The 12,303-nt window shown below is 35.2% G+C and carries 16 protein-coding genes and 1 tRNA gene; 3 read left to right on the forward strand and 14 right to left on the reverse strand.

The window, feature by feature from the left end:
- The 8 genes from ABN763_RS16665 to ABN763_RS16700 all read right to left on the reverse strand — a co-directional run bounded on the left by ABN763_RS16665 (window position 1) and on the right by ABN763_RS16700 (window position 4,551).
- A complete protein-coding gene (locus ABN763_RS16665) occupies window positions 1–399 on the reverse strand; it encodes a hypothetical protein (RefSeq protein WP_410486637.1) in 399 nt (132 codons plus the stop codon).
- The gene (locus ABN763_RS16670; protein WP_410486638.1) at window positions 400–828 is read right to left on the reverse strand and encodes a hypothetical protein; all 429 of its coding nucleotides are present in this window, start codon (window positions 826–828) and stop codon (window positions 400–402) included.
- A gap of 81 nt (window positions 829–909) precedes the next feature.
- The gene (locus ABN763_RS16675) at window positions 910–1,326 is read right to left on the reverse strand and encodes a TerB family tellurite resistance protein (protein ID WP_410486639.1); all 417 of its coding nucleotides are present in this window, start codon (window positions 1,324–1,326) and stop codon (window positions 910–912) included.
- A gap of 21 nt (window positions 1,327–1,347) precedes the next feature.
- Window positions 1,348–2,112, reverse strand: a complete 765-nt coding sequence (locus tag ABN763_RS16680; protein ID WP_410486640.1) for a LytR/AlgR family response regulator transcription factor — start codon at window positions 2,110–2,112, stop codon at window positions 1,348–1,350.
- The gene (locus ABN763_RS16685) at window positions 2,103–3,209 is read right to left on the reverse strand and encodes a sensor histidine kinase (RefSeq protein WP_410486641.1); all 1,107 of its coding nucleotides are present in this window, start codon (window positions 3,207–3,209) and stop codon (window positions 2,103–2,105) included. The genes ABN763_RS16680 and ABN763_RS16685 overlap by 10 nt, the downstream gene beginning before the upstream one ends.
- Window positions 3,210–3,297: 88 nt before the next feature.
- Window positions 3,298–3,933 (reverse strand): hypothetical protein, encoded by a 636-nt coding sequence (locus ABN763_RS16690; protein WP_410486642.1) that lies wholly within the window; start codon window positions 3,931–3,933, stop codon window positions 3,298–3,300.
- 134 nt (window positions 3,934–4,067) lie between these two features.
- The gene (locus ABN763_RS16695) at window positions 4,068–4,241 is read right to left on the reverse strand and encodes a hypothetical protein (RefSeq protein ID WP_410486643.1); all 174 of its coding nucleotides are present in this window, start codon (window positions 4,239–4,241) and stop codon (window positions 4,068–4,070) included.
- Window positions 4,242–4,477: 236 nt separating this feature from the next.
- A tRNA-Met gene (locus ABN763_RS16700) sits at window positions 4,478–4,551 on the reverse strand.
- Window positions 4,552–4,892: 341 nt separating this feature from the next.
- Here ABN763_RS16700 and ABN763_RS16705 point away from each other — a divergent pair.
- From ABN763_RS16705 to ABN763_RS16715, 3 genes are all read left to right on the forward strand, one after another.
- Window positions 4,893–5,060, forward strand: a complete 168-nt coding sequence (locus tag ABN763_RS16705) for a DUF6747 family protein (protein ID WP_410486644.1) — start codon at window positions 4,893–4,895, stop codon at window positions 5,058–5,060.
- A 104-nt stretch (window positions 5,061–5,164) separates the two neighbouring features.
- Window positions 5,165–5,332: a DUF6747 family protein gene (locus tag ABN763_RS16710; protein ID WP_410486645.1), complete on the forward strand. Its 168-nt coding sequence runs from the start codon at window positions 5,165–5,167 to the stop codon at window positions 5,330–5,332.
- Between the two features lie 167 nt (window positions 5,333–5,499).
- The gene (locus ABN763_RS16715) at window positions 5,500–5,661 is read left to right on the forward strand and encodes a hypothetical protein (protein WP_410486646.1); all 162 of its coding nucleotides are present in this window, start codon (window positions 5,500–5,502) and stop codon (window positions 5,659–5,661) included.
- A 2-nt stretch (window positions 5,662–5,663) separates the two neighbouring features.
- Here ABN763_RS16715 and hisS read toward each other — a convergent pair whose 3' ends face one another.
- The 6 genes from hisS to rpsF form a co-directional block, all read right to left on the reverse strand.
- A complete protein-coding gene (gene hisS / locus ABN763_RS16720) occupies window positions 5,664–7,040 on the reverse strand; it encodes a histidine--tRNA ligase (RefSeq protein ID WP_410486647.1) in 1,377 nt (458 codons plus the stop codon).
- A 248-nt stretch (window positions 7,041–7,288) separates the two neighbouring features.
- Complete coding sequence (locus ABN763_RS16725; RefSeq protein WP_410486648.1) at window positions 7,289–7,765, reverse strand: DUF6495 family protein; 477 nt, start codon at window positions 7,763–7,765, stop codon at window positions 7,289–7,291.
- A gap of 119 nt (window positions 7,766–7,884) precedes the next feature.
- Window positions 7,885–11,022: a carboxypeptidase regulatory-like domain-containing protein gene (locus tag ABN763_RS16730; protein WP_410486649.1), complete on the reverse strand. Its 3,138-nt coding sequence runs from the start codon at window positions 11,020–11,022 to the stop codon at window positions 7,885–7,887.
- A 106-nt stretch (window positions 11,023–11,128) separates the two neighbouring features.
- Entirely contained in the window at window positions 11,129–11,581 is a 453-nt protein-coding gene (rplI, locus tag ABN763_RS16735; RefSeq protein WP_410486650.1) for a 50S ribosomal protein L9, read from the reverse strand.
- 16 nt (window positions 11,582–11,597) lie between these two features.
- A complete protein-coding gene (gene rpsR / locus ABN763_RS16740; RefSeq protein ID WP_164032057.1) occupies window positions 11,598–11,894 on the reverse strand; it encodes a 30S ribosomal protein S18 in 297 nt (98 codons plus the stop codon).
- A gap of 5 nt (window positions 11,895–11,899) precedes the next feature.
- Window positions 11,900–12,238, reverse strand: coding sequence for a 30S ribosomal protein S6 (gene rpsF / locus ABN763_RS16745; RefSeq protein WP_410486651.1), 339 nt, complete (start codon window positions 12,236–12,238; stop codon window positions 11,900–11,902).
- Between the last annotated feature and the right edge of the window lie 65 nt (window positions 12,239–12,303).

The following is a 12,303-nucleotide window of genomic DNA, read 5'->3' on the forward strand; positions in this document are numbered from 1 at the left end:
TTATTGTTGGTATAGCCTGTCGGAAACAGACCAAGTCAATATTTTGTATTTTCTAAAATGAATTTTAAATTGATCTTCATTGAGCAAAAGTTTTACTTTACTATTCTGTTCTCTAACCAATTGTTTAAATGCTTGAAGTACTTGAGCTTTACTGAATGTTTTTTTGTAACCTAGTGCACTCATTTTTTCACCATAATCATTTAAAATTTGCTGATACTTATGGTTTGTTTCAGCATTTAAATTCATTTCTGCATCTAATTCAGAGAACCACTTTTCTATATAAGCTTCCTCGTCTTTGGCGAAAACACGATGCGTTTCAATAGCACTAGCATTAGAATTTTTCGATTGGGCATGAACACCTCCTATCATTAAAAAAAGAAATACCGCTACATATTTCATTTATTTCTCCTTTTTAAATTTCCAGCCTCGTTTTGCATATGCACTATTTGCAAGTTCCTGAATACTTTTTTCATGAATCTTATATTGTTCATTAGTGAGCATCTTCTTTGCTTCTTTATTCAGTTTGTCCATAAGCACCTTAAATTCTGATTTTTGCTCCTCCTCCGTTAAGTTTTTGTCCTTATCGTCCAAACGAGCCATTTTAACTGTATGGTATAATACAATACTATAATATTCAGTGCGCTCATCCTCGGTCAATTTCATTTGATCAACTTGTTCAGAAAACCAAATTTGGAGGTTATCTGTTTCTTCAGATGAATAATAGTTAACCTTATTTTTCTGGCGTTCTAAGTCTTTCTTTGTCTGAGCGCTTATCGTAACAGTAGATAAAATAGCCACCACAATAATTAAGAGGGCTTCTTTTTTCATAATATAGGTTTTTTTAAAGGTTTTTTGAATGCCGTTAAGCTCAAAAACTTAAATATATTAATAATTAAAATATTGTATTCTTTACCTATTCAAATTTTGAATCTCGTACACAAAACTTTTAGTATCAACTCCCAATTTAACTAAATCCATTGCTTTACCACCAATATACTTGGCATTAACGGGATTAAAACCCAATCCGACTACCATACGGTTTACCCACTTATTTTGAATATCACCCGCGATAGTATAATCTTCATCGATTATTTGAGTCAATCTGTGCAACGCTTCTAAACGCTCCTTATAGGTGATTAACGGTTGAATTGGTTTGTACAAATAGTTTTCCCTGACATCTTCATATTCATGTGCAGGAATCTGTAATTTAACCGAAAGATGTTTTAGAAACATCATTTCTTCTTCTGCTACATATCCGTCTCTTAAAGTAATCTTAACTATAGATGCAAATGCATCATAATACTTGCTATTCGATTCAAAACTCATAACTAATCAAATTAATGTTTGTCAAGTATTTAACCACTGTTTTATTATTGGTGCCTTTGCCTTACTAACTACAATGCGTTCTGGCGCTACCGGAACCGTTTGTATTATTAATTTACCTCCAAAGTATTTTTTTATAGTTTTTATGGCATTCTTATTAACCACAAATTGCCGATTTGCACGATCAAAAATCCTAGGATCTAGCTCCTTTTCCAAATCTTCTAATTTCTTATCTAAAACGTACTTTTTATTCTCAAAAGTTGCGGCTCTTACCACCCCTGTATCGATATAAAAAAATGCGATATCAGATACTTTTACCGGTACTAATTCATCACGATGAGAAAGCAAATAGCTGCTTTTATATACCTCTTGGTTTTTATCTAATTGAGCTAATAATTGTTGTACGGTATCAGCAACGTTGGAACCGGAATCTTCTGATTGATTTTTAAATTGATGTATAGCTGCTTCTAATTCTTCTTCAATAATGGGTTTCAACAAATAATCAATACTATTTACTTTAAATGCCTTTAGTGTATATTGATCGAAAGCTGTTGTAAAAATAACTGGCACATTTAGCTGCACCTGATCAAAAATTTCAAACGAAATACCATCTGCCAAGTGGATATCCATAAAAATTAGATCAACCTTAGGTGTACTCAAAAAATAATCAACTGATTGCTTAACACTATCAAGCACGGCCAACACTTCTATTGTACTGTCTATATTAGCTAGTTGCCTTTTAAGGTTATTACTTGCAGCTAATTCGTCTTCTATTATTACTACTTGCATAACGGTAGTTTTACAGTAAAAAAATTATTGGTATTGCTTATACTTATTTTTATATCCTTAAGCAATTGATACCGTTTGTTTAAGTTAACAAGCCCATATCCTGTGCTGCTGACCAGTGTTTTTCGTTCAATAATTTTGTTACGCACCACAATGGCATCATCTTCCACATCAATGGTAACATGAAGTGGGTTTGTTTCTGAAATTTCGTTATGCTTGACTGCATTTTCAACCAAAATTTGCAAAGCCAATGAGGGGATTTGCTCATTTAAATAGTTTTCAGGAATGTCAATATCAATTTGAAAACGGTTTTTATATCGTGTTTTAATTAAAAAAAGATAGCTTTCTAAGAACGATAATTCTTCCTGCACACTTACCAAATCATTATCATTACTTTGAAGAATATAACGATATAAATAGGATAATTTATTTACGAATGTAGTTGCTTCTTTATTATCTCCTATCAACCCATTTAAAGAATTTAGGCTATTAAATAAAAAATGAGGCCGTACCTGACTTTTCAAGGCATTTAATTCATTCTTTAGTTTTTCTTGCTTTAATGCTTCTTTATCCAGTAAATCTTGCTCATGTATCTTTCTCAATTGAATGGTACTTACAAGGAAAAATAATACCACTAAAATCACAAAGTTTACAAAGTACATTAATCCTTGTTCCTGCTCAGGCATGATTTGTCCTACTAATATCTCATATAAATGAAAAAACAGCAGCGTTGCAATTACGAACAATATGAAATTACCTAGTAGTGATAAACTATTACGTTGCCATTTTTTTAACCTTCGAACCCAATTATAGCCTTTTGAATTCAGACGTATAATTAAATATGAATACAATAAATAAAATACCCCGCGGAAAACGGTGTCGGCTATTGTTGCTCTGGTAAAAGTTGGCGCTAACAAATCGGTAATTTCTAAATAGGCTAATACTCTAGGTAATGTCAATAATATTGATATTAACAATGATATTTTAAATAATTGTAAAGGTTTAATGTTGCTAGAGTCTGCCAACTTTAATAGTTTATTGATGATACTTTTTTGGTAATCAACCAATAAAGTTAAACTGTTTATACTAATATGATTCATACCACTATCTTTTTTTGTAATAAAACTGGAGGGCCATATTCCGCCCTCCAGTCATCAATAAATAAACTAACTCAAACAATCAACCTAACTACTCTAATAGTTGTTTCACCACTTCTTTAGAAAAGTCTTTAGAAGTTCTTTTTAGGGTCTGGGGATTATGCACTTCCGAATTTACTATAGTAACTAATTGATCTTTAGGTTTAGTCAAATCGTACACCACAGTTTCCATAATATATTTTGTACCTTTTACTTGCGTTGGGTATGATGTAGTATAAAAGGTGTCGTAGAATCCTACATGCAACCGGCCTCTATATCGATAATAAATAGGTCGTGTAATACTATTAGTCTGAGTATTTTGAACCACTCTTTGGTATTCTTGCTCATCAATTAACTTGCTTTGTATTACGACATCAAATCCTTTGTCTTTTACAGTTTTTATGAGCTTATCTTCTTCTTGTTTATTTAGAGGCTCGTCAGTATTCAAATCAGGAAATAATTTGTAACTCTCAACAGAATCAAATCCTTCATCAATAAGACGGCAAGTCATATCCTCTTCGAAATTAATTCGTACTAATTTGCTATCAGTATTGCTAACAACAAGAATCCTCTTGTTTTTTATTGTTACCTGTCCTTCTTCTTTCCACATATCGGTTACTCGAACAGTAGAACAGCTTGTGAAAAATAATACTATTAATAATCCAAGTAGTGTTTTTATCGTTTTCATAATTATCAGTTTTAATATTTATAGTTCATGCATTCTCCTAAAATGCATCGGAATATCATGCTCTAAGCGGTTGATGCGACTTTTAAGTTTCAATATTTGAACTAAAAGCACTACATCTATACTCAAAACAAATATCATTGCATAAATGAGTACTTCGTCCATCTGTATAGTTCTTTTGATTGATTCTTTTCTGGTTTAATTTTGTGTATCATTCTCAGTACGAAACGTACTATTGGGTTTCTATCGCTAATTGGCGTAAAACCAAATCCACTAATGTTATTTCCGTTTCTATAATCCGTAGTATTCATAATTTCTAGATTTTATAGTTATACAAGTTTTTTGTTTGATTTCTTGTACAAATGTATATCTGGAAATTGGCCTGATTAGTCAGTTTTTAAGTGAAGTGACTAAAATGGAAAGTGAAGTGACTAAAAGAAAGTATGAACTTAAAAGAATCAATTAAAACCAAAAAAATAGTCTGTTTTGGGAATCATGGATATAAAAAAAGCAGTTACAAAAACCTTGTAACTGCCTCATAAATAAGTAGCGAGAGCGAGACTTGAACTCGCGGCCTCCGGGTTATGAATCCGACGCTCTAACCAGCTGAGCTACCTCGCCATAAATATGTAAGATTCAATTTTTGAATAAGAGCTTGAACCTAACGCTCCCCGCCCGAACGTGCCGTTCGGTACGGGCGGGTAACCAGCTGAGCTACCTCGCCATTGTGCTAATTAGTATACTTGCTGAATTAGCGGGTGCAAATATAAAAACATTATCATCTCAATCAAAAAAAACGCGGTGCTGTTTTTTATTAATTCTCATTAGAAAATTACATCACCGCTCATCACTCAAAACTCCAATTTTTAATCTTGGCACGCGATTTGGTTACATCAGATAATTAAACCATATGGGATTTATAAAGTCATACTAATGACAAACCCATTTAAAACAAATAGATTATGGAAACTATAACAATTTTTAAGCAGGCATATTTAAAAGCATTCGAACAACTTAAAACATTTCAAATATATTTTTTGAAAACACTATCGTGGTTAGTATTAGGTGGTGTTGTAGCCGGAATCATTGCATTTTTATATAGAGTAAGCACAGGATTTTTCGTGATTTAAACTGGTTATAAAGCACTTCTGAAGAAACGTATTGGGATTTAGATTTGTATTTTATCGATAAAATATGTACTTTAGCGATACCTAAATCTTAAAACCCATATGTTATGGAGACATTTTTACAATTGAGAAACCTGTATAATCAGGCATTTGAAAATTTAAAAAATTACCAAAAAGTAGTTTTTAAAGCTGCAAGTAGTATACTGCTGCTAATAATTGCAGTGAGCATTGTAGCCATTTTTTATCAACTATTTACTGGCTATTTTACCATGTAATGCCAAACCTTATGTAATCGAAATCGGCTATAGGTTGTTAACAACTGTTAGCCGATTTTTATTTGAGTATAATCCAAATGATTATCTTAGTCGTATATACTAAAATCATTTTTTTAGTGTTACTTACTATAGACACTTTTGGTTTTCGATTAATTAATTGGGGGATTATGCAAGCAATAAGTTATTTTAAAAATTGGTACAAACAAGCGTTTAGTGACATGAAACCACTTCATGCCTTTGTTTTTAAAATCGCAACAGTATTTATTTTTATCGTTTTAATCGCAGGGGTAATTGCTGTATTTAGAAGACTACTTACAGGATATTTTTAGTCCTAACTTTCAAGCAACATAGATTTCAACTTTTCAAAGTCTACAGTTTCCTGTTGACCTGAGTGCATTTGCTTTATGGTGTACTTGTTATCCTTTAATTCTTGATCTCCGACCATTACGGTAAACACCACATTTGTTTTATTAGCAAACTGCATTTGCTTTTTCATTTTACTAGTATCAGGATACAGGGCTGCACTTATACCTGCCTTTCGAAGTTTAGCTATTGCTTGCGTTGCATATAACGCTTCTTTTTCTCCAAAATTGATAAACAAGACCTTTATACCGGTATGAACCGATTCTGGAAATAACCCAAGTTCTTCAAGTACCAAATAAATTCTGTCTAACCCAAATGAAATACCTACTCCGCTCATATTCTTGAGCCCAAAAATACCGGTTAAGTCATCATAGCGCCCACCACCACCTATTGAACCTATTTTCACAGTATCGGGTGCGGTAACTTCAAAGATCGCTCCTGTATAGTAGTTAAGACCTCTAGCTAGTGTTATATCTATATCAAGCTTTGCCGTTTTCAAGCCAATGGCACCAATCATGTCAAAAATGAACTTCAATTCTTGAACACCTTCAGTACCTTCATCGCTACTTGCAAGCATTTCAGTTAGTTTATCGAGCTTTTGATCGTTACTGCCTTCAAATTCAAATAAAGGCTGCATTTTAGCAATGGCATCTTCCGAAATCCCTTTTGACAACATTTCATTTTTTACCGCTTCCTGGCCTATTTTATCAAGTTTGTCAAGTGCAACAGTAAAGTCGATTAGCTGATCCTTCGCCCCCATTACCTCAGCAAAACCGGATAAAATTTTGCGATTATTCATCTTGATACTGACTCCTTCTAATTTCAGGTCGGTAAATACCGAATCATATAATTGCACAAAATCTACTTCCTGCCACAACGAGCTACTTCCAACAACGTCTGCATCACATTGGTAAAACTCTCGGAAACGGCCTTTTTGAGGTCTGTCTGCCCTCCATACGGGCTGTATTTGATAGCGCTTAAATGGGAAATCAATCTCATTTTGATGCTGTACCACATAACGAGCAAATGGTACTGTAAGATCGTAGCGAAGGGCTTTTTCTGAAATTTTGCCTGTTAAGACTTTCACATCCTTTTCTCGAAATAACTGCTCATCTACTTTGTTTAAAAAATCACCGGAATTCAGAATCTTGAAAATCAGGCGATCTCCTTCTTCACCATATTTACCCATTAAGGTAGATGAATTTTCAAACGAAGGTGTCTCGATAGGCTGAAACCCAAACAAACCAAACTGATGCTTAATGATTTGCATGATATAGTTTCTTTTAGCCACCTCTGTCGGTGAAAAATCGCGTGTTCCTTTTGGTACTGATGGTTTTTGAGCCATTCTTATAAGTTAAACTGTTTAAGGTTTCTGGTTTTAAGTCGAAAGTCAAAAGTTAACGAATCAAACTTCTAAATGTTATTTTTTGTATTTCCGATTTCGTTTTTCAAATTTATTTTAGTGCGGATTAAGTTTTTACTTAAAAACCTCTCGACTCCGCTCGAGGTGACATCCTACTTCCTATCTCGTTTTTTGTATTGGTTCTTGTCTTTTGCCCCTTTCCTATTGCCTATTGCCTATTGCCTAAAAAATCAATCAACATTGATTAGTTGATCAAACCAATTGAATAATTCCCCTTTGGTGATGACTGCTCCTTTCTTAATCAACTCAAAGCGGTCTTTGTTCTTGTCTTCAGTATATGATTTAGATGCGGTCATCATCTCTACCTGATCGGTCAAGAAATTTTTCTTGAACCACGCGAAACCATCCTTAGTGGTCAAATCGATACTCGGATTCAGCACTTTTACAGCGATTAACCTCATTTGATGATCATCTAAAAAAAATAGATGCATCTGACTCGAAGAAATATTTTCTAAATATTCTACCCGGCTTAAAACGCCCTCCCAGATGAGATCACTGAATACATCTAATTCTTGTTCAGCAACTTCAGGTTTACTGGCTTTTATATCTTTCCACTCTTCCGCAGTAATCGATTGCGTAGCCAAAAAATTAATAAATTCTTGGTGTAGCTCTTCAAACTGTTCTTTTGTTAATCGCTCGTACTTCATAGCTCATTTCTAAATCGATGCAAAAGTAAAAAGGCTGCACGATTATGCACAGCCTTTTTAAAATTATTTGATGTTATTCATCAACCGCTACAAGATTTTAGAAATCTTGCCAGTTACATTTAATTAAATATATAACGAACACCAACTTGGGCTCTCCATCTTGAATTTAACGAGGTATTTGCTGAGAATGTTTCTCGTTGATTAGGATCATAGGTAAACGTTGGAGTATTGGTCGCATCTACAGATACTCCTAATACTTGATCAAATACCGGTTGATCGATTACACCCCACTCAGAATTAATCAAGTTACCAAAGTTTAAAATATCTAAACTGATTTGAAACTTATTATTCTCGCTTACTTTAATATCCTGTAATATTTTAATATCCCAACTACTTCTCCAAGGTGCTAATCCCGCATAGCGCTCGGCATAGCTGCCACGGTTATCACTTAGGTAATCATCTTGTCGAATAAACGCTTCAAAGGCCTCTGCTTGACCCGCTCCAGAAAAATTCATTTGCTGCACTTCTGCCGAGGTCGGGATATAAAGAAGGTCGTTAATTGAAGAACCGTCGCCATTAATGTCTCCTCCATAAATATAATTAAAGCGACCACCTTGAGCATACTCAAAGAATGTTGAAATGGTAGTTCCTGTTTTGAATTCTTTAGAAATAACCCCAATTAAGCGATGTGTATCGCCATATCTAGAAAAAGATAACACATCGTTATTAGCATCCCCAACTACCGCATTACCTGCAAATGCATCACCGGTAATTTCGGCGTCGACTGAATTTACTTCTTTAGCATTTAAATACGAATATGCCATCATTGCATACAATCCATTATCCCAGTTTTTCTGTGCCTTTATAGAGGCATTGATAATGCGTCCTTGATCAGAGTTTGTGAAAACGAAGCCACTGTTACCAATATCAGAAGCCGCATATCGTGCTCTGTTATCTCCTGGAGCATTTAATGCTGCTGAAGGAGGACGTAATCCCCAATTTTGTACGTGCGCTGCATTCAAATCTTTTGTATAAGAAGCATCCGCAGTAAGTACTAATCCGTTATCAAAAGCCTTGTCTACACCTATATTGGTTCGCCATACTTGTGGCCACTGGAATTCAGGATCGACCGCTTGATAGAAGAAAAAGTCTAAACCTTGTACCTGGTTTCCTAACCATACAAAAGGAAAACGACCCGTAAACAAGCCTGAACCACCTCGTAATTGAAGTGTGTTGTCTCCTTTTACATCCCAGTTGAATCCAACTCTTGGCGACGCCAAGAACTTGTTGTTTGGCAATTGCTCAGAGTTAATAAGTGTTTCTTGCCCTGTATTTGGATTGAAGTACTGAATGTTAGGCTGATAGGTAAATGGTTTTCTAGCGATATTCTCTTGAATCTTTTCCCGCGTATCAAAATACAATGGTTTGTCAAAGCGAACACCATAAGTCAGTTTAAAATCTTCAGTCACATCCCATTGGTCTTGCGCATAGAAAGAGAACTGGCCTACATTCGTTTCGGCCAATGACCAACCTCCAGGATTTCCAATTCCTGCTGCATTTGAAGCATTAAATGTTGCGATTGCGCTATTAAAAGCTGCTTGTAACCCGCCCGAATTAGCAAAGTTCTGAAAATCCGCTACGGAACCTGCCGTTGGGAAGAAAACTCCTTGCGCTCCGTAAGCTCCTAAATTAAATGAGTTGTCGAACTGGAATTTTTCAAAAGAGAAGCCTACCGTAAAGGTGTGGTTTCCTTCAAAAAAGTTCATATTATCAGTGATCTGAAATACTTTTTGCTCTAACCTATTGTTGATAGAAAATGGCTCGTGACCTGCAATGATATAGTTACTTCCCGCCCCATCTTGAATCGTGATACTCGGTGCAGGTGAAGAAAACGGATTTCTAAAATCGTCAAAAAACGTATATCCAACTTGTAATTTATTGGTCGCTTTTTCTGATAAAGTCGAGTTCAATTCTAGTTGAAAAGATGAAATATTGTTATTAATCTCGTATCCGGCGTTTGCAAATTGAAGGGTTGCTAAACTCGGGCCGCGAAACTGTATCGCATTTCTGTTAGCAGGCAAACCTCTAGACGCATTTAAGAAATTATAGATTAAGGCAAGTCGGTTATTATCATTAATGTTCCAATCTAATTTGAAAATTCCTTTGGTCGACTCTGAATCATAATTAAAGTTTTCAAATCCGCCTGGATTATAAAAAATATCATTTCCTTGGGCATCTTGACCCACAACCACCTGACGAAGAATGTTGTCAACCAACTGCAAATCCGCAAGTGCAACACGCGATTCATTAATCGCTCCTGATCCTCTGTTTGGAATAAAACCATCAGTACCTAACTCGGTACGGTCATCTCTTTCAAAGTTGGCATAGAAGAACAATTTATCCTTAATAATAGGCCCTCCTATACTAATACCATATTGCGTTTGCTCTAGTCCGGTTTTGGTGATATCATCTCCGTTGATCTTTCCTCCGGTTAAGTCATCATTCCTAAAGAAGCCATAAACCGTACCTCTAAATTCATTGGTACCACTCTTAGTTACGGCATTTACAGAAGCACCGGTAAAACCAGATTGCGTTACATCATAAGGTGCTGTTGTAACCTGTATTTGTTCAATCGCTTCAATAGAAATTGGTGTTGCATTCGTTTGCCCACCCGGTTGTGCAGCATCTAATCCAAACGGATTATTGAAGATGGCACCGTCCAGTGAAAAGTTATTGTATTGATCATTTCTACCGCCAAAAGACCCTGCACTCGCGGTAGGCTCTAATCTCGTGAAATCGTTAGTAGACCTAGAAATAGTTGGTAGTCTAGTAAGTTCTCTTCTTCCCACACTAGTTTCAGCTCCAGTGCGGTCATTACCAAAAGTACCAGACTGGTCTCCCGTTACCACCACCTCATCTAATTGTGCTGCATCGGTGGTCATTGCTGCATCGACGTTATAGGTTTTACCTAATGTTAGATACACATCTGTAAATTCCTGTGTTTTAAAGCCAACATAACTAATAGTTACGGTATAAGGCCCACCGACACGAAGGTTCAATAAGTTAAAGCGGCCATCGAAGTTCGTAGCAGCGCCATACTTGGTTCCCGTTGGATTGTGAACTGCCAGAATATTCGCTCCCGGCAATGGTACATTTTGGTCATCTAAGACCAAACCTTTTATGTTTGAGGTCGTTACCTGTGCAAACGTACATGCACTAAAAACCAACATAAAGATGAACAATAATCTTGTTTTCATAAAGGTTTTGATTGAGTTAATTGCTTGTTATAATTAGTTTAAAATTAAATGAAAAAAGCCACCAAAATGGTGGCTTCTTATACTAATTATAAAGAAAAATTGTTAATTACTTTGCTTCTGCTACCACATCAAATGGCAGGTCTACAACAACTTCTCTATGTAAACGAACTTTTGCGTTATAATTTCCAGTTCTTTTTACGTTACCTCCGGCAACGGTAATAAACTTCTTGTCAATTTTATGACCTTCTTTCTCAAGAGCTTCTGAAACATTAATGTTGTTTACAGAACCAAAAAGCTTATCTCCTGCGCCTGTTTTGGCAGTGATCTTAATTGTTAAGTCAGCAATAGCAGTTGCTACTTTCTTAGCGTCTTCTACTAACTTCGCTTCCTTATAAGCACGTTGCTTTAAGTTTTCGGCCAATACTTTTTTAGCAGACTCAGTTGCCAAAATCGCATAACCTTGAGGTATTAAATAATTACGACCGTAACCATTTTTTACGCTCACTACATCGTCTTTAAAGCCTAACTGCTCTACATCTTGTTTTAATATAACTTCCATCTTCTTACCCTCCCAATTATTTTAAAAGGTCTGCTACATATGGCATAAGCGCTAAATGACGCGCTCTTTTTACCGCAACAGAAACTTTACGTTGATATTTAAGTGAAGTACCGGTTAAACGACGAGGTAAGATTTTACCTTGCTCGTTTACAAACTTTAATAAAAAGTCAGGGTCTTTATAATCGATATACTTGATACCTGATTTTTTAAAGCGACAGTATTTCTTTGCTTTATTGGTATCGATATTAAGAGGAGTAAGATATCTGATCTCTCCTTCTTTCTTGCCTTTTGCTTGTTGTTCTATTGAAGACATACTTGTTACGCTTTAATGTTTAACTTTTCTCTTCTTCGTACCGCCCAATCGATAGCGTGTTTGTCTAGCTTTACTGTTAAGTAACGCATAATACGCTCATCTCTGCGGAATTCTAACTCTAAAGGAGTAATTGCTTCACCATCTACAGTGAATTCAAATAAGTGATAAAAACCACTTTTCTTGTTTTGGATTGGGTACGCAAGCTTTTTAAGCCCCCAATCTTCTTTTGATACCATCTTAGCTCCTTTAGAAACAAGAAAATCTTCAAATTTCTTTACTGTTTCCTTTATCTGAGTATCAGATAAAACGGGATTCAAGATGAAAACAGTTTCGTATTGATTCATAATAAATAAAATATGTTAATTGCTTTTTTACTTAAAAGCGGGTGCAAAAGTAGCTAATTTTAATC

This window comes from Spongiivirga sp. MCCC 1A20706, from assembly GCF_046524175.1.
In the GTDB taxonomy this organism is placed as follows: domain Bacteria; phylum Bacteroidota; class Bacteroidia; order Flavobacteriales; family Flavobacteriaceae; genus Spongiivirga.